18 protein-coding genes, 1 tRNA gene and 1 pseudogene are annotated in these 23,554 nt (G+C 39.3%); 5 read left to right on the plus strand and 15 right to left on the minus strand.

Annotated features, from left to right (window positions below):
- Nucleotide 1: 1 nt before the first annotated feature.
- A pseudogene (locus FHX64_RS06250) lies at nt 2–1,459 on the minus strand (TonB-dependent receptor); the annotation flags it as partial.
- A gap of 710 nt (nt 1,460–2,169) precedes the next feature.
- On the opposite strand from FHX64_RS06250, the gene FHX64_RS06255 reads away from it, so the two are divergent.
- The gene (locus tag FHX64_RS06255; protein WP_183412934.1) at nt 2,170–3,228 is read left to right on the plus strand and encodes a DUF6588 family protein; all 1,059 of its coding nucleotides are present in this window, start codon (nt 2,170–2,172) and stop codon (nt 3,226–3,228) included.
- A 55-nt stretch (nt 3,229–3,283) separates the two neighbouring features.
- On the opposite strand, the gene serS is transcribed toward FHX64_RS06255, so the two are convergent.
- The 6 genes from serS to carA form a co-directional block, all read right to left on the minus strand.
- Nucleotides 3,284–4,552, minus strand: coding sequence for a serine--tRNA ligase (serS, locus tag FHX64_RS06260; RefSeq protein WP_183412935.1), 1,269 nt, complete (start codon nt 4,550–4,552; stop codon nt 3,284–3,286).
- Nucleotides 4,553–4,706: 154 nt separating this feature from the next.
- On the minus strand, nt 4,707–4,970 hold the full coding sequence (gene rpmA / locus FHX64_RS06265; RefSeq protein WP_183412936.1) for a 50S ribosomal protein L27: 264 nt from the start codon (nt 4,968–4,970) through the stop codon (nt 4,707–4,709).
- A 20-nt stretch (nt 4,971–4,990) separates the two neighbouring features.
- Nucleotides 4,991–5,305, minus strand: coding sequence for a 50S ribosomal protein L21 (gene rplU, locus FHX64_RS06270; RefSeq protein WP_183412937.1), 315 nt, complete (start codon nt 5,303–5,305; stop codon nt 4,991–4,993).
- 149 nt (nt 5,306–5,454) lie between these two features.
- Nucleotides 5,455–6,261 carry a 3-ketodihydrosphingosine reductase gene (kdsR, locus tag FHX64_RS06275; RefSeq protein ID WP_221202152.1) on the minus strand — a complete coding sequence of 269 codons (807 nt, stop codon included), beginning with the start codon at nt 6,259–6,261 and terminating at the stop codon, nt 5,455–5,457.
- 131 nt (nt 6,262–6,392) lie between these two features.
- Complete coding sequence (carB, locus tag FHX64_RS06280) at nt 6,393–9,629, minus strand: carbamoyl-phosphate synthase (glutamine-hydrolyzing) large subunit (protein ID WP_183413543.1); 3,237 nt, start codon at nt 9,627–9,629, stop codon at nt 6,393–6,395.
- 79 nt (nt 9,630–9,708) lie between these two features.
- Nucleotides 9,709–10,785: a glutamine-hydrolyzing carbamoyl-phosphate synthase small subunit gene (carA, locus tag FHX64_RS06285; protein ID WP_183412938.1), complete on the minus strand. Its 1,077-nt coding sequence runs from the start codon at nt 10,783–10,785 to the stop codon at nt 9,709–9,711.
- Between the two features lie 252 nt (nt 10,786–11,037).
- Here carA and pta point away from each other — a divergent pair, with 252 nt between their 5' ends.
- The 4 genes from pta (at nt 11,038) to FHX64_RS06305 (ending at nt 15,426) form a co-directional block, all read left to right on the plus strand.
- On the plus strand, nt 11,038–12,063 hold the full coding sequence (pta, locus tag FHX64_RS06290) for a phosphate acetyltransferase (RefSeq protein WP_183412939.1): 1,026 nt from the start codon (nt 11,038–11,040) through the stop codon (nt 12,061–12,063).
- Between the two features lie 43 nt (nt 12,064–12,106).
- Nucleotides 12,107–13,066 (plus strand): 3-hydroxyacyl-CoA dehydrogenase family protein, encoded by a 960-nt coding sequence (locus FHX64_RS06295; protein WP_183412940.1) that lies wholly within the window; start codon nt 12,107–12,109, stop codon nt 13,064–13,066.
- A gap of 22 nt (nt 13,067–13,088) precedes the next feature.
- Nucleotides 13,089–14,291 carry an acetate kinase gene (locus FHX64_RS06300; protein ID WP_183412941.1) on the plus strand — a complete coding sequence of 401 codons (1,203 nt, stop codon included), beginning with the start codon at nt 13,089–13,091 and terminating at the stop codon, nt 14,289–14,291.
- Nucleotides 14,292–14,427: 136 nt separating this feature from the next.
- Entirely contained in the window at nt 14,428–15,426 is a 999-nt protein-coding gene (locus FHX64_RS06305) for an aldo/keto reductase (protein WP_183412942.1), read from the plus strand.
- Nucleotides 15,427–15,697: 271 nt separating this feature from the next.
- On the opposite strand, the gene mutL is transcribed toward FHX64_RS06305, so the two are convergent.
- The 8 genes from mutL to hisG all read right to left on the minus strand — a co-directional run bounded on the left by mutL (nt 15,698) and on the right by hisG (nt 23,355).
- On the minus strand, nt 15,698–17,530 hold the full coding sequence (gene mutL, locus FHX64_RS06310) for a DNA mismatch repair endonuclease MutL (RefSeq protein ID WP_183412943.1): 1,833 nt from the start codon (nt 17,528–17,530) through the stop codon (nt 15,698–15,700).
- Nucleotides 17,531–17,873: 343 nt separating this feature from the next.
- A tRNA-Arg gene (locus FHX64_RS06315) sits at nt 17,874–17,947 on the minus strand.
- A gap of 66 nt (nt 17,948–18,013) precedes the next feature.
- Complete coding sequence (locus FHX64_RS06320) at nt 18,014–18,595, minus strand: Maf-like protein (RefSeq protein WP_183412944.1); 582 nt, start codon at nt 18,593–18,595, stop codon at nt 18,014–18,016.
- A gap of 11 nt (nt 18,596–18,606) precedes the next feature.
- Entirely contained in the window at nt 18,607–19,617 is a 1,011-nt protein-coding gene (locus tag FHX64_RS06325; RefSeq protein WP_183412945.1) for a geranylgeranylglycerol-phosphate geranylgeranyltransferase, read from the minus strand.
- On the minus strand, nt 19,614–19,847 hold the full coding sequence (locus FHX64_RS06330) for a DUF4834 family protein (RefSeq protein WP_183412946.1): 234 nt from the start codon (nt 19,845–19,847) through the stop codon (nt 19,614–19,616). The genes FHX64_RS06325 and FHX64_RS06330 overlap by 4 nt, the downstream gene beginning before the upstream one ends.
- Nucleotides 19,848–19,970: 123 nt before the next feature.
- Complete coding sequence (gene obgE / locus FHX64_RS06335; protein ID WP_183412947.1) at nt 19,971–21,083, minus strand: GTPase ObgE; 1,113 nt, start codon at nt 21,081–21,083, stop codon at nt 19,971–19,973.
- 65 nt (nt 21,084–21,148) lie between these two features.
- On the minus strand, nt 21,149–22,465 hold the full coding sequence (gene hisD, locus FHX64_RS06340) for a histidinol dehydrogenase (RefSeq protein ID WP_183413544.1): 1,317 nt from the start codon (nt 22,463–22,465) through the stop codon (nt 21,149–21,151).
- 38 nt (nt 22,466–22,503) lie between these two features.
- Nucleotides 22,504–23,355 (minus strand): ATP phosphoribosyltransferase, encoded by an 852-nt coding sequence (gene hisG / locus FHX64_RS06345; protein ID WP_183412948.1) that lies wholly within the window; start codon nt 23,353–23,355, stop codon nt 22,504–22,506.
- Nucleotides 23,356–23,554 lie beyond the last annotated feature (199 nt).

Genomic DNA, 23,554 nt, shown 5'->3' on the forward strand with positions numbered 1-23,554 from the left:
TGGTATATATATCCTGATTTAATTTGTTAGCACCTGAAGAATATTCTGTTCCAATATAACCAGTAACACTACCTGTGCTCCATAAATTTGTTTTTGCATCGTAAGTTCCACCAAGATTATAAATAGTAATACTTGGACCTTGATATGGGACAGCACGGCTATCACGTACAAAAGTAGCACCGGCACGGGCTTCATTATATAAAGAGTTGCTAATATGAGAGTTTAATTCAGCTACGATAGAATTGGTTTTATTTTCCATTCGATAACTGCTGTTATCAAAATAATAAGTTTTCGAACCAACCCCATAATTGTCTTCATACGAATCATTCAACTGGTAGCGCAATGCAAACTTATTGTTTTTGTTAATATTCCAGTCAATACGACCCAAAAGAGAAAGACCTTCTGTATTAATATCACGTGGACTGTAACTATCAGTATTTCCTGTAATTGTAGCATATCTGGCGGCAATAGCCTGAGCTTCAGCATCTGTTATGTAACCATTTGTATATCCAGGAAAGTAATCCGATGGATAGGTATTATATTTATATTCAGCATTCGCAAAGAAAAACAATTTGTCTTTAATAATCGGACCGCCGAACGTAAACCCTAATGTCTTTGTAGATTGTTTTCCTACCTTTGATTTAGCATCTTGCACCTGGCTCCAGGTTCCATACATATTTTGATTAGTAAAGTAACCATAAACAGAACCTTTAAACGTATTAGTACCTGACTTAGTAATTGCATTGATTCCACCTCCTGTAAACCCGCTCTGACGAACGTCAAACGGTGAAACTACGACTTGAATCTCCTGAATAGCGTCCAGAGAAATTGGGTTTGCGCCAGTCTGACCACCATTAGTACCACTACTAGCCAATCCAAAGACGTCGTTGCTCACAGTTCCATCAATCTGAAATGAATTGTACCTGTTATTTGAGCCTGCAATAGAAATTCCACCCAGTTTAGAAGCCATAACCAATGGAGACAACTTTGCAACGTCATAAATATTACGATCAACTGTAGGGGTGTTGCTAATTTGATTAGAATTGAAGTTGCTTGCAGCACCTCCTGCAGCACTTTTAACCCCGGCGGATGCTCGAACAACAACCTCTCCCAATTGTTTGACATTCTCTTTTAGAGTTGCATTTAATGTTAATGGCTCTCCAAGGGAAAGTTGTACATTATCGTATACCACTTGGTCATATCCCAAACAAGCAATAATAATCTTGTATGGACCTCCAACTCGCATACCTTGAATAAAATAACGACCTTTATCGTTTGTTATTGCGCCATACACAGTTCCAGATGGTTCGTGAATGGCTTGAACAGTAGCACCGACAAATGCCTTTCCATCAGCAGTAACTTGGCCGTTAAGACTTGCAGTAGTAATTTGCGCCATAGTCGTCAAAGAAATCATTAGACTTATGGCAAAAAGCAAAAAACGCATACTTGTTTTCTTCATACTAATTTAATTTAATTAAACAATAAGAACCGTCATTAATCTCATTGCAAATGATTTTTTTGCATTTGCACATCTTCATCAATATGTTGATATTCAATTTTTTTAAAGAAATAAAATAGTTCTCCGCGTTGATTCTACAAATATACAACATTCACACATAAACACCTTAGATATTTTGAAAAGTTTTCAACAACAGAGTAACAGAATTGTTAAAGAATACTTTCCTGCACCGTTTGAAATTCACTGCAAAGGTAGCCACACTAATTATTAAAAATGTTACAAAACAATGAAGTTACACACGACACAACATAATGTATTTATTGAAAAGAAAATACGAAACGCATACGATCAAAAAACAAACTTTAGAAGCACTGGTTATCACCACCCGTGTTAATTAAGATATAAAATACGAATACAATACACACTAATTCCTTTTTTTGTAATCTTCGTATTACACCGTTTTTGATATATGCAATACAGTAAGTATTAGAATCAAATATCTTTAGGCAGATCAACCCAAATATTTTATTGAAATCTTTTACACTATCTTATTATTAGTTTAAAACAATATTATCTTTGCTACGTAAATAGTCAAACGAGTACTTTGCGAAATCTAATTCATCAAGATTATTTAGTTCAGCACTTTACGACCTATTTTCATCAGTTTTGATGCTATTAAGATCTTAATGCACTATCAAAATAATAACATTATGAAAACAAGACATCTATTTATCGCAATTGTAATCACATGCGTATTTGTTCCTATTTCTCTAACGGGACAAAATGACATATCACAGTTATTTAAATCAGGGGCTACTGACATTCAAGGCTTAGCTGAAGGCTATCTGAAACCTGCAGGATATGGCTTATCTGAGGGCCTTGGTACCAATTGGTATAATACAGCAGCGACACACAAACTTCTTGGATTTGATATCACTGTCGGAGCTGGAGCCATGTTTGTGCCAACAAGCGACAAAACATTTAGTTTATCTGGACTGCAGGCTTTACAAGTAGTTAACGGACAAACATCGGCTCCTACCTTAAGCGGAAAAGGAGACGGAGTATTATTGAGATTAGCTTCGAATGGGCAAACTATTACGGAATTTAGTACGCCCAAAGGTGTTACGCCAGTGTTACCTGCAATAAATGCCCAAATAACCATCGGATTGCCATTTGGAAATGATTTATCATTCCGGTTTGTGCCAAACGTAACAAATAATCGCTATAACGTAGGATTATGGGGAGTTGGAATAAAACACAATATTAAGCAATGGATACCCGTGGTCAAACTTTTACCATTTGATGCTTCAGTTATGATTGGATACACACGCGTTCATTTTAATTACAACTTTGAAAATCCCATTATCCCAAATGATCTAAACGACAATCCTAACTTTACCCTCAACGTACCGGCTGGCGTTTCTTATGATAATCAAGGAATGAAGCTGACCGCAAGTTCTTTAATGGCTAATATTATCGTATCTAAAAGATTGTTATTTTTCACTCCATATCTGGGATTTGGCGTATCAAGCAATGATTTCCATTTCAATTTTACAGGAAATTACCCTGTGTTAGGCACGGTACATAGCGACAATTCTATCGATGTAAACACACTGACCAATCCCATTCCCTTACATTATGCTTCCGTAAGTCCACAGCTAACACTTGGGTTCAGATTGAAGATCTTATGGGTCTTGGCACTCCATGCACAATATACATTTCAACAATACCCAACAGCATCAGCAGGGATAGGAATTAATATTCGCTAAGCCCTGCTGACAAAAACAAAAAGGAGATATAAATCTCCTTACATAAAATCTATTTTCAGATGAGGTCAAACCCCGTGTATGAAACCAATGCATGGGGTATTCGAATTCCTTCGGGTGTTTGATTATTCTCAAGTAAAGCAGCTACAATACGAGGCAGAGCAAGGGCACTCCCATTTAAAGTATGACAGAGTTGAGCCTTTTTGTCTTCATTTTTGAAGCGACATTTTAATCGATTGGCTTGGTAACTTTCAAAATTTGAAACAGAACTTACTTCAAGCCAACGTTTTTGGGCTGCAGCAAATACTTCAAAATCGAAAGTCAGAGCCGAGGTAAAACTCATATCTCCTCCACATAAACGTAAAATACGCCATGGCAATTCCAATTTATCCACTAAAGACTGCACATAACTTACCATTTCAGTCAATGATTCGTATGAATGAGCAGGAGTGTCAATACGCACAATCTCTACCTTGTCAAACTGATGAAGACGATTCAGACCGCGCACATCTTTTCCATATGAACCAGCTTCACGGCGAAAACAGGCAGAATAAGCACAGTTTTTGACAGGTAACTCATTTTCTTGCAAAATGACATCCCGATACATATTGGTCACTGGAACTTCAGCAGTTGGAATCAAATAAAAATCATCCACCTGGCAATAATACATTTGGCCTTCTTTGTCAGGTAATTGTCCGGTTCCATATCCGGAAGCAGCATTCACCACATATGGAGGCTGTACTTCCAGATAACCGGCTTCACGGGCATTATCCAGAAAGAAATTGATTAACGCTCTTTGCAAACGGGCACCTTTACCTTTATAAACCGGAAAGCCGGCTCCGGTTATTTTCACCCCCATTTCAAAGTCAATAAGGTCGTATTTCTTTGCTAAATCCCAATGAGGAAGAGCATCAGCAGATAAATCAGGAATAATGCCTCCTGTGCATTCAATCACATTATCCTCAGCAATCCGGCCCTCTGGAACTGATTCGTGGGGGAGATTTGGAATCGTCACCAACAAATCGTTCAATTCTTTTTCCACGTTATCCAAATCGGATGAGAGAGATTTAATTGTTTCCTTAAGGTCAGAAGTTTTTGCCTTGGCATCAGCCGCTTCTAATTGTTTTCCCTGCTTAAAAAGCTCTCCGATCACTTTAGACAGGTTGTTCATTTCAGCAGACGTAGCATCCAAAGTAGATTGAATGGATCGACGCTGGAAATCTAGGGCAACAATTTTTTCAATAATTTCAGCGCCATCAAAGTGCTTTTTCGCCAAACGCCGAATCACTTCTTCTTTATTTTCGATGATAACTTTTAGTGTCAACATGATTGTCTGTATTTTTTGCAAAGTTACAATTATTTTGTGTGTCTACCGGTTTTGAGCGACAAGCAATGATAATTTATCCATCACCATAAATAAAAAAAGTCTCATCATTGCTCTTTACCAGAGCAATGATGAGACTTTTTTCGTATAAGGGGATTTACTCCGCAGCCACTTGTTCTATAGAAACAAATGATTTATTATCTTTTCTCTTACGAAAAACTACTTTACCATTGACCAACGCAAAAAGGGTATGATCTTTACCCATTCCGACATTTTCGCCAGGATTGTGGACAGTTCCACGTTGACGAACTATAATGTTACCAGCTTTTGCAAATTGGCCGCCAAAAACTTTCACGCCTAATCGTTTACTTTCCGATTCACGGCCGTTTTTTGAACTACCGACTCCTTTTTTATGTGCCATTATGGTTTAATTTTTAATGTTTACGCAACGATTTCTTTGATGAATAACTCAGTGAAATATTGACGGTGCCCATTCATTTTTTGATAGTCATTCTTACGTACTTTTTTAAACACAAGAACTTTATCACCTTTTACATGAGCTTTCACTTCTGCAACAATTTTTACTCCTTCTACAACAGGAGCACCTACTGAAACATTACCTTCATTCTCTACAAGCAATACTTTGTCAAAAGTAACTTCCGATCCTATTTCAGCTTCTTCCATACGATGAACATACAATTTCTGTCCGGCTTCCACCTTGAATTGTTGTCCCAAAATTTCAACGATAGCGTACATAACACGTTTATTTTTATATTTTATCCGTGAGGTGAGATACTTGCTACCTTGCAACAGCGCTACTTAAAACCCCCTCGAAAATTGAGATGCAAAGGTAAGTATTTCTTTTTGAGTTACCAAAAGCTCTACATTAATTTAGAATAGCACAACTACACCATATTATAAAAGAAACGAAGCAGAAATTGATAGGTTCTATCCGGTACCCAAGCCTTTGATTTTGCAAACCCTACCTGTACTATATTTCCGACTTTATAACGAAATTTAGGATGCTTAGCGTTTACAATGCGAGCAACTACCTTTGCCAATTGTATAGGTTTAAATCCGTTTTGCTCCTCCTTTTCAATATTCTTCAATGTTTTAGCAAACTGTGCTCCATACGCATCACTCTTTTGAGTAATTTCTGATAATACCCGGCTGGCAGTAAAACCAGTTGCAAAATCACCCGGTTCAATAAGGCATACATTAATATGAAAAGATTTCAATTCCAGGCTTAAAGCTTCGCTGTATCCTTCAATGGCAAATTTGGAAGCTGAATAGAAAGCTTGAAAAGGTAAGCCCATAACGCCACCTAAAGAACTAAAATTAACAATAGTACCTTGTTTAGCCTTCCGCATGTGAGGTAGCACAACAGAACAAACATTAACCGTTCCCATAAAATTGGTGTTCATCTGCAAATTGATTTCTTCCGGTGTTGCCAATTCAGCAGCGCCACCAATCCCCATACCGGCATTATTCAATACCACATCGATATGACCATGTTCTTTAATAACCTGCCCGATAGCTTGAGATACAGAATCGGAATTGGTGACATCCATTTGAATGAATTTAACATTTCCTGATGAGATCATTTGACGGCGACCTGTACCATAGACAGTATGTCCAAGCGTAGCCAAATGTTCAGCGCACGCTTTACCCAAACCAGATGTTGCTCCGGTAATAAAAACAACTTTTCCCATAATAAAGTAGGTTTAAGAGATTGTCAGCTTTGATACATGATCACGCAAAATATAGCTTGCTCTATTAATTTCGGCAAAGATATATTTTATTTCAGTCACTACTGATACCCTTGCCAAAAGAATCAGCACCTTTATTTATATTCAGCCCAATGACGGATATCTATATCATCCATGCTCATTTTGCAAAATGCTTTAATAAAAGCACTTGCTAAACGAGCATTCGTAATCAACGGAATATTAAAATCGATAGCTCCTCTTCTGATCTTATATCCATTAGAAAGTTCCCGCTTCGTTAAATTTTTCGGAATGTTAATTACCAAATCAAATGTTTTATCGGCAATCATGCTCATCACATTATGATCTCCATCCTCATCTGGCCAATTCACATCCACAGCTTTGACGCCGTGAGCTTCAAGAAATTGTTGTGTACCATGCGTAGCAAAGATCTGATATTCTTTATTTTGCAGTAAACGACATGCTTCCAGTAGTTCCACCTTTGATTTGGTTTCGCCGGAAGAAACCATCACAGTCTTCTCTGGAATCCGGTATCCAACAGATAACATGGCGGTGAGCAAGGCGTCATCAAAATGATGCCCAATACAACCTACCTCTCCTGTCGAAGCCATATCAACACCTAAAACAGGATCTGCTTTCTGTAATCGGGTGAAAGAAAACTGAGAAGCTTTAATTCCCACATAGTCCAGATCAAACGCTGACTTTTGCGGTTTTGCCGGATTCAATCCCAACATAACCTGAGTAGCTAAATCTATAAAATTAATTTTTAGTACTTTTGAAACAAATGGAAAACTTCGTGAAGCACGCAGGTTACATTCAATAACCTTAATATCATTATCTTTTGCCAGAAATTGAATATTGAAGGGGCCCGATATATTAAGCGATTTTGCTATTTGGCGTGCAATTTGTTTGATTCGACGAACCGTCTCTACATAAATCTTTTGAGGTGGAAACTGAATCGTAGCATCACCGGAATGCACTCCTGCAAATTCAACATGTTCCGAGATGGCATATACCACAATTTCCCCCTTATTGGCAACTGCATCAATCTCAATTTCCTTAGCGTTTTCAATAAATTCGGAAACAACTACCGGATGCTCCTGTGATACTTCAGTCGCTAATTTCAAGAACTCTTCCAGCTCTTCTTCGTTCGAACATACATTCATGGCAGCACCCGAAAGCACATAAGATGGACGAACTAAAACAGGAAATCCCACATTAGTCACAAATTGTTTTACATCATCAAAGGATCTCAACTCCTGCCAGCGCGGCTGGTCTATCTTCAGCTTATCCAGCATACTGGAAAACTTATGCCTGTCTTCGGCATTGTCAATAGAAGCTGCATCTGTACCAAGAAGATGTACATTGGCTTCACTTAGCCGAACAGCAAGATTGTTTGGAATCTGACCACCGACAGAAACGATAGTTCCCATTGGATTTTCTAATTCCAAAATATCCATCACACGCTCATATGTCAATTCATCAAAATACAAACGATCGCACATGTCATAGTCAGTCGAAACAGTTTCTGGATTGTAATTAATCATTACCGACCGTAACCCTTCTTTGCGAATCGTATTCAATGCGTTGACACTACACCAGTCAAACTCAACGGAACTACCGATACGGTAAGCTCCCGAACCAAGGACAACCACCGATCGGTGATCACCTAAATAATGTATGTCATTAGATGTTCCGTTGTATGTAATATAAAGATAATTAGTTTGTGCCGGATATTCAGCAGCTAAAGTATCAATTTGTTTTACTACAGGAGTAATACCACGTTTCTTTCGTTCCGCCCGTACCTCGTTAGCACGTTCAGCCATATTATTTTTTGCATGAAACAGTAAACGAGCAATCTGGAAATCAGAAAAACCGGTTTGTTTTGCCTGGCGGAACAAAATATCCGAAGTGGCCTCAAACGAACCTGCTTGTTCCAGCTTGTGTGCAATATCTACAATATTTTGAAGTTTTTGCAAAAACCATTTATCGATCTTTGTTAAGTCATGAATACGATCAATGGAATAACCCATCTGTATCGCCTGTGAAAGATAAAAAATCCGCCGGTCTGTTGGTTCAGCAAGCGCTTTATCCAAATCATCGACATCCAATTGTTTATTTCCGATGAAACCGTGCATGCCCTGTTGGATCATTCGCAAGCCCTTTTGCAACGATTCTTCAAAGGTACGACCAATAGCCATCACCTCTCCTACACTTTTCATGCTACTGCCTATTTCACGTGAAACACCGTGAAATTTAGCCAAATCCCACCGTGGAATTTTACAAACGACATAATCAAGAGCAGGTTCAAAAAATGCAGGTGTGGTTTTAGTAACCGAATTCTTCAAATCAAACAAACCATAACCAAGAGCCAGCTTTGCCGCTACAAAAGCCAAGGGATAACCCGTAGCTTTCGAAGCCAAAGCCGAAGATCGACTCAGGCGGGCATTCACTTCAATGACCCTGTAATCTTCGGAATCAGGATCCAAAGCATACTGTACATTACATTCCCCTACAATCCCTATATGACGGACGATGCGAATAGCAATTTCACGCAGCTTATGATATTCACTGTTAGTCAACGTTTGCGAAGGTGCCACTACAATACTTTCTCCCGTGTGAATTCCCAGAGGATCAAAATTTTCCATATTACATACCGTGATGCAATTATCGAAGCGATCACGGACAACCTCATATTCTACCTCTTTCCACCCTTTCAATGATTTTTCAATCAATAATTGAGGGGAATAGTTCAATGCTTTTTGTGCAAGAATTCTCAATTCTTGTTCATTATTACAAAAACCGCTGCCCAATCCTCCTAAGGCATAAGCAGCCCTTACAATAATAGGGTATTCCAGCGATTCGGCTGCGCTAATAGCATCTTCCAGGTTATGAACAGCAACGCTCTTGATGGTTTTTACATCAATCTCATCTAATTTCCGAACAAACAATTCTCGATCCTCTGTATCCATTATTGCCTGTACGGGAGTACCTAAAACGCGAAGATTATATTTTTCCAGTATTCCTGTTTGATAAAGCTGAACTCCGCAGTTGAGCGCTGTTTGTCCTCCAAAAGCGAGTAACAGTCCATCCGGATTTTCTTTTCGGATTACCTTTTCGACAAAAAAAGGAGTAATAGGGAGAAAATAAATCTTGTCGGCAACCCCTTCTGAAGTTTGTACCGTGGCAATGTTCGGATTAATCAAAACAGTTTCGATACCCTCTTCTTTCAAAGCTTTTAATGCTTGAGATCCAGAATAGTCAAACTCACCTGCTTCTCCGATTTTCAGAGCTCCGGAACCAAGAATTAATACTTTTTTAATAAGGGAAACCACGTTATCTTTAGATATCATCATATCTGTGACGTTCATATTGTAGTGAATTTTACTTTTAATAAATCTACCTCATTCCAATCAGTCTTGCTGCTTTGATTTATTTATCGATCAGATTCAAGAACTCATCAAACAAAAATTCGGTATCAGTTGGTCCACTAGAAGCCTCGGGATGGAACTGGGTTGAAAAAAACGGTTTAGTTTTATGACGAACACCTTCATTGGTTCCGTCATTCAGATTGATAAACAAAGGTTCCCAATCGTTACCCAATGTCTCATTATTTACTGCAAAACCATGATTCTGCGAAGTAACAAAACAACGATTTGTACCCACCATACGAACCGGCTGATTGTGGCTTCGATGACCGTATTTCAATTTATAGGTTGAAGCGCCGCCGGCGAGCGATAGCAATTGATTCCCTAAGCAAATACCAAAAATAGGCTTCTCACCATGGATAGCATCCCGCAAATGATCAATGGTTGCTTCGCAATATTCAGGATCACCGGGACCATTGGAAATGAATAAACCATCATAATCAAGCGTACTAAAATCATAATTCCACGGCACACGAATCACTGTTACGTCACGCTTGAGAAAACAACGGATAATATTATGTTTTACCCCACAATCGACCAATACAATTTTTTTGGATCCGTTTCCATAGCGAATTACCTCATTGCAGCTTACTTTTGCTACCAGATTTTCTTTATTGGGATCAACAAAGTCAATATTAGGCATGTCAGGAAAAACCAATTTACCTTTCATTGATCCATATTCACGAATCACCTTGGTCAATTCACGAGTATCTACTCCGCAAATAGCCGGCACTTTATTTTCCTTAAGCCAATCGCTTAAACTCTTGTTGGCATTCCAATGGCTGTATTCAAACGAATAATCGGAAATAACCAGTCCGTTGACATGAATTATTTCCGATTCGTAAAAGATTGATAAGCCGTTTTCCATTCCTGTTTGCGGGACTCCGTAATTGCCGATCAACGGATAAGTGACAACTAAAATCTGACCGGAATAGGAAGGATCCGTTAAACTTTCGGGATACCCGACCATTGCTGTGCTAAAAACGACTTCTCCCGCTCGGGGCGATTCATATCCGAACGATTGCCCGTGAAAAATCATGCCGTTTTCCAACACCAATTGCATGGCTTTACTTTTTTCCATGAACATTTTTATATTGAAGAATAAATAAGAGCAACTTTCGGTGTGCAAAGATACAAAAAACTACCTGATGGAAAGCAAAGTCGCTCAATAAAAATAAAAAACAAACCCGAATAACCCATGAAACTTTAAACATAAATTATTTGCAACATTTTGCAATGTCTACTTTGCAAATCGAAAGTTATATCATACCTTTGTTTGTGATTAATAGATTTTCTGGATACCGTATAATAATTTAATAAACAATATTTTAACATGAAACTGCTTGAAACCATCATGCAACGTGCTCAACAAGATCCACAGCACATTGTATTACCCGAAGGGAATGAAGAACGGACACTTCAAGCTGCCGACGCCATTTTAGCAAAAAAAGCAGCAAAAATAACCTTAATTGGAAAACCGAGTGAGATTCAGGCATTAGCCAATCAATTTCAATTAAAGCATATTGACCAAGCCACAATTCTTGATCCAGAGAATTATGATAAAATGGAAGCGTACGCTCAACTTCTAGTCGAATTGCGTAAAAACAAGGGAATGACCCTAGAACAGGCTCAAAAGTTGGTAAAAGATCCGCTTTATATCGGGGCACTGATGATCAAAAGTGGCGATGCTGACGGAGAAGTTGCCGGAGCGCGTAATACAACAGGAAATGTACTTCGTCCTGCACTTCAGATCGTAAAGACAAAACCAGGAGTATCTGTTGTTTCAGGAGCCGTTCTGCTTTTCACTGAAAGTCCTTATGGTGAAAATGGCTTTGTCATGATGGCAGATTTAGCTGTAACACCTAATCCTACAGCACAAGAATTAGCTGAAATTGCTGTTATGACAGGACATACAGCACGCACATTGGGTGGTTTTGAACCTCGGATTGCATTGCTCAGCTTTTCCACAAAAGGAAGTGCTAAGCATGAATTGGTGGATAAAGTAGTGGAAGCAACTCGTATCGCAAAAGAAATGGCTCCGGATATGCAAATCGACGGAGAATTGCAAGCTGATGCAGCACTAGTCCCGTCTGTAGGAGCCAGTAAAGCCCCTGGAAGTGACGTAGCTGGACATGCAAACGTACTAATTATGCCTGATATACAGGCCGGAAACATTGGGTACAAGCTGGTACAACGTTTGGGAAATGCTCAAGCTATCGGACCTGTATTGCAAGGTATGGGAGCCCCAATCAACGACTTGTCACGCGGATGTTCGGCTGACGATATTATTCAAATGATTGCTATAACCGTTAATCAGGCCATCAGCTTAAAACACAACAAAGATGGCATTTTACATTAAATCACAAACAAGATCTCATATCATACTATTTTAACATCGCATCATGGCGGACTTACCCAAAGAACCTATTGAAAATTACGGTCTTAGCAAAAAAGATCGTAAACGTACCCTTTTTTCACGCATCGGCGTAGTAGGATGTGGCAAAGAAGGAAGCCTCATCGCTTCCATTGCAGCCAGCAAAGGAATGGAAGTGGTTTTTTTAGAAATCAATCAGGAAAAAATCTCTAATGCATTTGCTCGTATAGAATCAATACTTGATTTGCGTGTAAACAACTGGGGATTAACTTCATCAGAAAAAAAAGTTATCCTTTCCAGAATTAAGGGAACAACCGAATATCGTGATTTCGTAGGATGTGACTTTGTTATTGAAGCCATTCGTTACGATAACAAAACAGGGCAACAAAGCACCGAAGGTCGTAAAGAAGTTTTCAAAAAACTTGAAGCCATCCTCACTCCGGAAGCTATTATTGCCACGAACGTTTCAACGATTGTAGTAACGGCTTTAGCTAGTGAACTACAACATCAGAACCGATGCATTGGCGTTCATTTTCTAACCAACATCAGGGATTCGCATATTATTGAAATTGTAAGAGGACTCAACACCTCAGACGCCACATTTGAAAAAGTATGCCGTTTTGCAGAACTCATTAACTACAGTTATATTTCTGTACTAGAATCTGTTGGACTGGTAAGCCTCCGCATGTTTCTTATTATGCTGAATGAAGCTTGTTCCATCGTGATGGAAGGCATAGCCACACTAGAGGATATAGACAAACTCTTAACCGTAGGATTCGGCCACCGCCAGGGGGTCTTTTTCACAGCTGACAGAATGGGAATAGAAAAAATTGTTCCGTTAATGGAAAATCTATTCCATGAATATGGCAATATAAAATATAAGCCATCTCCAATGATCATGCGACTCTACCGTGCTAAATATTACGGAGTCAGTCGTCGAAAAGGATTTTACACCTATGACGAAACCGGCCGGATTATAAACAACTGATCAAAAAAATCAAAGACTTACAATGAAAATATTAGTATTAAACTGCGGTAGCTCTTCCGTCAAGTACAAACTATTTGATATGACTACCAAAACTATTCTTGGTCAGGGAGGTGTCGAAAAATTAGGCATGCGTGGTTCTTTTTTGCGCCACACCAGGGCTGATGGAGATCGGGTGACTTTGGAGGGAGAAATATTAACCCACCAAAGTGCTATCGAATACATCCTGGGGGTACTTATCAGTCAAAAACACGGTGCCATTCGTTCATTGGAAGAAATTGATGCTGTCGGTCACCGATTAGTGCATGGTGGTGAAAAATTCAATTCCAGTGTATTGATTGATGATGAAGTCATTTCGAAAATTGAAGAATGCATCGAAATTGCTCCCTTGCACAATCCACCCAATCTAGCTGGAATTAATGCAATTAAAGAATTGCTGCCAAATATTCCTCAGGTAGGAGTTTTTGATACCGCTTTCCATCAAACAATGGAACCTCATGCATACATGTATGCCATTCCTTATTCATTATATACAAAGTACGGCATTCGTCGTTATGGATTTCACGGCACCAGTCATCGCTACGTATCAAAACGGGCATGTGAATTTTTAGGTTTGGAATACGAAAAAGCCAAACTAATCACTTGCCATATTGGTAACGGAGCATCCATCACAGCTATTAAAGAGGGGAAATCGATTGATACCTCCATGGGATTCACTCCGGTAGAAGGTTTGATGATGGGGACAAGGTCTGGGGATATCGATGCCGGTGTAGTCACTTTTTTAATGGATAAAGAAGTGCTGGGAACCGAATCGGCCTCTACCCTTTTCAACAAACATAGCGGAGTACTGGGAATTTCAGGGGTTTCATCAGATATGCGTGATCTTGACAAAGCGATTGCTGAAGGAAATGACCATGCCAAACTTGCTTTAAAAATGTATCAATACCGGATCAAAAAATATATCGGTTCATATCTCGCTGTGCTAGGTGGAGCCGATGCTATTATTTTTACCGGCGGAGTTGGAGAAAATCAGTCTGCTACGCGTGAAGCCGTTTGCAGCGACATGGAATGGTTAGGAATTTCAATTGATTCGGCAACCAATGCAAACACTCATGGCATTGAAGCAATTGTCAGTACCCCCAATTCCAAAATCAAAATTGTTGTTATCCCTACTGATGAGGAACTTATGATTGCAACGGACACTATGCAAATTATCACTAAGTCCTAAAATCAATCAACAAACGTAATAATAACAAGAAGCTATTCTGAAAATGAATAGCTTCTTTTTTGTATGTGAAAAGAATAATTGAAAGAAAAGAAATTAATCACTATTTTTGTAACTATCAACTTCAAAAATTTATATTATGCAGATAGAACCCTCTCCTTCTCGCTATGAAGACAAGATGCAATACATTCAGTGTGGAAATAGCGGGCTACAACTTCCGAGAATTTCACTTGGTTTATGGCACAATTTCGGCGATGTAGATGACTATGATGAAGCGGTACGGATGGTCCAGTATGCTTTTGATAACGGCATCACACATTTTGATCTGGCAAATAATTATGGGCCCCCCGAAGGAACTGCAGAAGCAAACTTCGGCAAAATTCTTCAACATTTTCCTAAAAACACAAGGGATGAGATGATTATTTCCACAAAAGCCGGGCATTTGATGTGGCCGGGCCCCTATGGAGACGGCAGTTCACGGAAATATCTAATGGCCAGTTTAGATCAAAGCTTGCGCCGGTTGAAACTGGATTATGTGGATATTTTTTATTCGCATCGGTATGATCCAAATACTCCATTGGAAGAAACAATGTCAGCTCTCTCCGATGCTGTCAGACAAGGGAAAGCGCTCTATGTTGGTATCTCCAAATATCCGGTTGATAAAACATTAGAAGCATACAAAATACTGAAAGCAAATGGGACGCCTTGCCTGATTCATCAGGATCGATATAGCATGCTGTCACGCGACGTTGAACAAGGAATTTTGCAGGCAGCATCAGAACATGGGGTCGGCTTCATAGGATTCTCGCCTTTGTATCAGGGCATTTTATCGGATAAATATTTGCATGGAATTCCTGACAATTCACGTGCTGCAAAGCCTACCGGTTTTTTACAGCGGAACCAGGTTTCACCAGAAGTTGTAGAAAAGGTATCAAAACTTAACGCTATTGCACTGAACCGAAGCCAGAGTCTGGCACAAATGGCTTTGCAGTGGTGTCTTCGTTCTCCCTTGGTGCAGTCAGTTATTGTAGGGACAAGTTCGTTGGAACAACTACAAAACAATATCAATGCATTGAACTATCCTGGGTTTACAAATGAAGAGTTGGGTATGATCGATCAGATTTTGAATGAAAAATGAGGTCAATAATCGTTGGATGTTATCCTCCAACTTTACAACCAACAAGCATCCATAACAATTTGACTTGATCTGCATTTCTGTGTTACCAGCAAACCCTTTCCTAGTCATTTGACGTAATTTAAAAAGAATGTGGAAAGCTTGCGACAAGCTTATGCAGGCATCCAAAAAGAAAATCTTCATAATCCATTCGGTCTGACATATGAATAATTGATCCATAATAAACTTCGAGGAGATAAGGTTTATTTTGAAAACCTTTAATCAAAATCAGGGCTTAAAACTTTTTCTCAATTTCATCCTGTCCCAGAATGACAACTATAGGTTTCCCGTCGGGAGTGGTATTGGGATTTTCACACGTAAAGAGTTGTCCGAGCAATTGCCCCATCTCGTCCTGAGTCATGGGGCGGTCATTATTAACTGCAGCTGACTTTGCCATAGTAAGCGCAATCGCTTCGTCAAGCACCTCCTTCATTTTCCCCTTGCTATGCTTCACGGTGTCAATCAACAACTCAATCATTGACATGACCGAACTTTTTTCAAAACCCGCAGGGACACCATTAATCACAAACGTATCTTTCCCCAATGAAGACAAATCGAAACCAACATCCTGCAATTCGGGGAGTACCGTTTCGAATAATAAGGCATCATCGATGCTCAGTGAAATCATTTCAGGAAAGAGTAATTGTTGCGAAAATCCTTTTCGTTCGCGAAGTTGCCGCATCCACTGTTCGAACAAAATGCGGATATGAGCACGCTGACGATCGACAAACATCAGGCCAGACTTGCCACCTGCCAAAATAAACCGATTCTTATACAACAGATAGTTTTTCCCTTCATGTTCTTCATCCAGCAATCCTTGCTGAGTATCATCCTCACTTGGGAAAACCTGTTTCTGAGAAAATAGCGTTTCTTTGGGTTTTTCAAAATCCTGATATAATGATTCCCAATTCATCGGAGGACGGGTGTAATGCGAAGACCGTTCGGAATAGGTATCAAAAGGATTGTAGGCCGGATTGACGTTCACTCTGGGTTGTTCCGCAGGAGCTTTCGTTGTGGTCATCGGAGGAATATCAATTGCACCTTCCTGGTCGAATTCAATGGAAGGAATGGCATGCGATTTACTCAGCGACTCTTTTACGGCAGCCAATAAAATAGACCAGACAGCAGGTTCGTGCTCAAACTTGATTTCTGTCTTCGTAGGATGAATATTGACATCAATTGTAGCAGGATCAATTTCAAAATAGATAAAATAAGAAGGAGACAGCGGACTGGCAATCATTCCTTCGTAGGCCTGCATCACCGCTTTATGAAAGTACGGATGCCGCATGTATCGCCCATTGACAAAAAAGAACTGGTTTGGATTACGCACTGATGTTTCAGGAGTTCCCACATAGCCCGAAATCGAAACCATGGATGTTTCAGCACTTATTGGCAACAACTGATGCTGGGTAGAATGATTTCTCGAAGGGAAAAGTTGTCCGATTCGTTGCCGATGATTGCTCGGCATCAAACGCAGCAGTTCCGTATCGTTATGATGCAACGTGAATTGAAGCTGTGGATAAACCAGCGCAATGCGGGTAAGTTCCATAATGAGTTGACGCAACTCCGTTTCGTTTGATTTCAGAAACTTACGGCGTGCAGGCACATTGAAAAAGAGATTTTTCACAAAGAAAACCGTTCCTTTCGGACAACTGATGACCTCCTGTTTCTCAAGATGCGAACCTGAAATAGCAATCAATGAACCTAATTCGTCTTCTTCTCGCCGGGTATGTACCTCTATCTGTGCCACAGCAGCAATGGAAGCCAACGCTTCACCCCGAAATCCCATTGTATGCAAAGCGAATAAATCGGATGCATCCTGAATTTTGGAAGTAGCATGACGTTCAAAAGCCATACGTACATCTGTTTCTGACATGCCTTTGCCGTTGTCAATCACCTGAATCAATGTTCGGCCAGCATCTTTCAGAATTACCTGAATTAATGTAGCTTCAGCATCTATGGCATTTTCTACCAGCTCCTTGAGAACCGAAGCCGGCCTTTGGATCACTTCGCCAGCAGCAATTTGGTTGGCAACATGATCAGGCAAAAGATGAATAATGTCATGCATAAAGCTATCTTTATTATGAAAAACAGCAAAAATAATCCTCTCTTTTCTGCCACATTAAAGCTTTACAAAGATAGGAAAAATAGAGATAATTTTTGATAGTCAAAATCTGAATATCTGAACAGGAGGAACAAAGATGATGTATTTTTGCTTGGCGTTATCATCAACTCAAACTATTAGCATAATGCATAAAAAGAAACATGCCTCAAAGAAAGAGAGTAAATGGATTCCGGTTTTGATAGCCATTTTGATACTACTTTTTCTTATCTATCGCATGCTGCATTTATACATTCATTGGTAAAAAAAAATCCTGCGTATAAAGCAATCTTATACACAGGATTCTTTGTGATCTCGTTGGGATTCGAACCCAAGACCCACAGCTTAGAAGGCTGTTGCTCTATCCAGCTGAGCTACGAGACCTTTTTTTAACACTGCAAAATAAGCAAATTTCTCTCAGACTGGCAAATGTCATTCATCGCATGATAACTACCACATTTTAAGAATCTCATACAGTTGATGGATGGGCAATCCCATCACATTATAAAACGATCCTTCTATCGATTTGACTCCGATATAGCCAATCCATTCCTGTACACCATACGAACCAGCTTTGTCCAGCGGATGATACCTTTCAACATAATATTGAATTTCCTCTTCTGTTAGTTTGGAAAAATGCACTTTACTGTCAGCTACAAAATCAACCTGTTTATTTAAAGAACGAACACAAACTCCCGTATAGACATGATGAATCTTTCCAGACAACTTTTTCAACATCTTCACAGCTTCAGATTGGTCTGCAGGTTTTCCCAATACATGATCATCCAGCCAAACAATAGTATCAGCGGTTATCAAAATTACATCTTCAAGCATGATGGAATGATAAGCTTCAGATTTCTTCTTGGCTAAGTACAATGGAATATTGCCGGCTCTAAGTTCAAGAGGAAAACTTTCGTCAACGTCAGGCAATACTCGCACCGCAAAAGGGATATCAAGCCCCCGCAAAAGCTCTTGACGACGCGGAGATTGGGATGCCAGGATGATTCTATAATCAGATAAATGAGAAAGCATACAATATCAATTTACATAGCAGGCAGAATCATCAGTCCGAAAAAAGGAAACTGATACGTGGTCGCTTGCAAAAAATAGAAGACAATGCTATACAAAATGCCAGCCAACATCACAAGTTTCAAAGTAGTGGCTGCCTTATGAAATCCTTTTGAATCGCTGGCTTTCAACAATTGATAAAATGTAAAAACAAAAGGTGCTACAATTGCAATGAAATAGTAATGTAACGTGATAGTATCTTGAGGGAAATGAATCAGATTTACAAAATAATACAACAACATCAAGACAGCAGCCATTAAGCTATACACAAATATTTTAGTGTGCTTTATTCCCCATATAACAGGCATCGTCCGACATTCCAGTTCACGGTCACCTTGCTCGTCTTCCATGTCTTTGACAATTTCACGTATCCAAGTGATTAAAAAAGCAAATAATGCGAAACCTCCTGTCCATGCAAATATTTTCGAAGGAATCGGAGTTAACCCAATTAAATCACCGTAACGTAACGATAAAGATGAGACTTCCAATATCCCGATAGCCAGAAGACCACTGGCCACAACAAAGGCCACAATGATATTCCCAATCATAAATTGCCGTTTATAACTGGAAGAATAAAACCAAAGTAGGCCAACTACAACAAACAGAAGTATAGCTAAAACAGAAGAACGTCCCTGAAAGGCAGAAAAAAAACCCAAGCAGGCTCCAATGATTGTAAGTACAACATAAAATATCATAGCAGCGCGTTTAGGAACAGACACACCTACAATCACCCGATCAGGCTTATTAATGGTATCAATACGTGTATCAAAATAAGCATTGATCACGTATCCACCAGCCGCAACAAAAATCAAACTAAAAAATAATGACCAGAACGCACCTTCTGATGTTGCCGGAGCAATATGATATGGAGTTAGTAACGGAATAATCACCCAAGCATGCAAAGTCCATTGTAAAAATGCTATAATCAAAAGATTAATAGGCCTGGTTAATCGTGCATAAGCCATTATATCACCAAGACGCTTCATACTTTCCGGTTATTTTCATCATCGTCAATTTCCTCAAAATCAACATATTCTCCCTCATCTTTCGAAAAGACTTTTCGGGTAGATTTACCTGAGTTCTCATCCTGATTTACTTGACCTTCGTGTCGCTTTCGTCCGATCCCAAAGATAGATCCGAAAAAACGTAAAACAGAAGTCAATACAAAAAGAGCAAAAAACAGAAAAAGCAGTAGCAGAAAAAAAATAAAACTCATAAGCCTCTAATTGGATTGATCAATTAAATCCGGAATCCAATCAATCAACATCATTTCAAAGCCCTTCATAAGGCTATTAAGCAGCATTATAAACAATAATTTAGTAGTACAGAATCAAAATTCTCATTCATCCCAATCATATTCAACTTCAGAATCATCCCCCATTTCTTCTTCCAAACCAGCATTATGTTGTGGCAAAATGACATTAGAAGGCAAATGATGGCTTAAGGTCATTACTCTGTTGGATTCATCGTTTAACTCTTCCCACAATATATCTTTCAATTTTGAGAGACCAAAGCCCGTGACAGATGAAATAAATAAATATTTCACATCAGGCAACTCAGATTCCATTTCGGTCATTAACTCCTCATCCAGCAAATCCGATTTGGTAATTGCCAAAATACGTTGCTTATCAAGCAACTCAGGGTTATATGCTCTTAATTCATCCAATAAAACCTCATATTCTTTGGCAATATCTTTGGAATCAGCAGCAATCATAAACAACAAAATGGCGTTCCGTTCAATATGTCGTAAAAACCGCAAACCCAATCCACGGCCTTCATGAGCCCCTTCAATAATCCCTGGAATATCTGCCATGACAAATGATCTGTTATCGCGATATGCCACTATTCCAAGATTGGGGACTAAGGTAGTAAAAGGATAATTAGCAATTTCAGGCTTCGCAGCTGTGATAGCCGCCAACAATGTAGATTTTCCGGCGTTCGGGAGGCCAACCAATCCCACATCAGCCAGAACCTTTAACTCCAGAATAACAGATCTTTCTATACGTGGTTCGCCCGGTTGAGCATATCGGGGAGTTTGATTCGTTGCAGTTTTAAAGTGCCAATTACCAAGGCCTCCTCTCCCTCCACGTATTAATATAATTTCTTGACCATCCTCAGATACATCACAAATAAATTCGCCCGTTTCGGCATCATGGGCAACGGTGCCACACGGAACTTCAATAATCTGATCTTCTCCATCTTTACCAAAGCTTCGGCTTTTACTTCCGCTTCCCCCATCACCCGCAAAGATATGACGGGCATATTTCAAATGAATTAATGTCCAATAATTCTTGTTCGCACGCAAAATCACATGTCCACCACGTCCACCATCACCGCCATCAGGTCCTCCTTTAGGAATATATTTTTCACGGTGAAAGTGCATGGACCCAGCGCCCCCTTTGCCTGAGCGACAAAAAATTTTGACGTAATCCACAAAATTTGATTCTGCCATCTTTTTGCTATAAAATGAATAAGCGGGTTATATATTACTTGTCTTATACGCCTTGACGAAATGCATTAGTGACGCCACGATAAATCATCCTCATCTTCACGATATATGCGTTCCAAACGAATCTCTACTGCGTTTTTGTGAGCAGTCAGTTGTTCGTTTTCAGCCATAATCTCAATAGCATTACTCAGCATCATCAGCCCATCACGCGACAATTCCTGAAAAGAAATCTTTTTGGTAAAACTATCGAGCGTAATCCCACTGTAAGCCTTTGCAAAACCATTTGTCGGCAAAGTATGATTTGTCCCTGAAGCATAATCACCTGCGCTTTCAGGGCTAAAATCACCAAGAAAGACAGACCCGGCATTAACAATGCGTTCAGCCACAACAGTATAATTTTTCGTCATAATAATCAGATGCTCAGGTGCATATTCATTAATCATCCGAATAGCATCTTCTATTTTCGGAATATAAATAATTTTACTATGCTTTAAGGCTTGCTGAGCCAGATCCTTACGCGGCAAAAGGTCCAATTGGACTTCCAACTCCACCAACACCTGATCAATCAGTTCTTCATCAACAGTAAACAAAACAGACTGGCTGTCCACTCCATGTTCAGCCTGAGATAAAAGATCAGCAGCAATATACTTTGGTCGAGCCATGCTATCCGCCAATATGGCTACTTCTGATGGACCGGCCGGCATATCAATGGCAACTTCATTTAAGCCTACCAATTGTTTCGCCGCATTTACATATTGATTACCAGGCCCAAAAATTTTATTAACCTTTGGAACACTATTTGTTCCAAAAGCCATAGCCGCAATAGCCTGTGCACCACCTATTTTGAAAATCTTGGTTACACCACACAAATGAGCTGTGTAAAGAACTGCATCATATACTTTTCCTTCTTTATCAGGAGGTGTACACAAAACAATTTCTTCACATCCGGCAATTTGTGCGGGCACGGCCAGCATCAAAACAGTCGAAAAAAGCGGAGCAGTTCCTCCAGGTATGTATAATCCTACTTTTTGAATAGGAATTCGTTTTTGCCAACAACGAACTTGCGGAATAACCTCCATATAAGGTAATTCATCTTCTTGTGCTTCATGAAACTTCTGTATATTCCGCTTAGCTTGCGAAATAGCCTCTTTCAATTGATGTGGAATTTTCGTAGTAGCCTCTGTAATTTCTGCTTCTGTTACCTGTAACGCATCCAGCGTAACATGGTCAAACTGCTGCTCATATTCCAAAAGAGCTTCGTCGCCTCTGTCACGTACAGCATCCAAAATAGGCTGCACTGTAGCAAACAGTCGCGTTGTATCCATGACAGGACGTTTCAAAATCGAGTCCCAAGTTTCAACAGCAGGATTTTTGATAACTTGAATCATATATGTGATAAAATAGTGGCAATGATTATAATAATCTAAAGAATCATTTTCTCAATCGGAATTACAAGAATAGCCTCAGCTCCAAGTGCTTTCAACTTTCCTATGATTTCCCAAAACTGTTTTTCATCCAATACAGAATGAATTGAGCTCCAACCTTCTTTAGCCAAAGGCATAATAGTAGGACTTTTCATTCCGGGTAATACAGCAATAATATTGTCTAACTGTTCATTAGGAGCATTAAGCAATATATATTTCTTACCTTCAGCAGTTTGGACGGCATCAATACGAAACATCAATTCATCCAGAATTATCTGTTTATCTGCAGATAATCCTGGCGTTCCAATCAAAACAGCTTCGGATTTCATAATCACTTCAACTTCTTTCAGATGATTGCTAACCAGAGTACTACCTGAACTTACAATATCAAAAATCGCATCAGAAAGGCCAATGCTTGGGGCAATTTCAACAGAACCGGTAATAAGGTGAGTATGAGCGTGAATACCCTTTTGAGCAAAGAAAGTATTCAAAATATGCGAATAGGATGTAGCAATTTTTTTCCCTTCAAACCATTGCAATCCCGTATATTCTTCCTCTTTCGGGATAGCGAGCGAAAGACGACATTTGCTAAAGCCCAGCCGTTTTTCGATATTAGCCTCAACGGCACGTTCCACAAATTCATTTTCACCTACAATCCCAACATCAGCAATTCCATCGGCAACAGACTGAGGAATATCATCATCACGAAGAAACAAAACTTCAATCGGAAAATTGGAGGCTGGTATTAATAATGTACGCTTGGCACTGCCCAGTTTAATACCAATTTCAGAAAACAAAAACATGGTATCTTCATATAAACGACCTTTGGATTGAACTGCAATTCGTAACATAACAGGGAAAGTATAAGTTGAGTATTTTATGTGTTGGATGAATAAAAAAGGCCCACCCACAGTATGGCAAGCCAAAATCCACCGAAAAATAATTTTCTTTATTGCCTACTGTTTGAAAGCACAATTAATAATGATGCTTTGTATGCGATAAAAGAATCAAATTCATAGTAGTTTGATAAGAGTACAAAAGTAGTCATTT

Origin of the sequence: Microbacter margulisiae, assembly GCF_014192515.1 — a bacterium.
GTDB classification, from domain to species: Bacteria; Bacteroidota; Bacteroidia; order Bacteroidales; family Paludibacteraceae; genus Microbacter; species Microbacter margulisiae.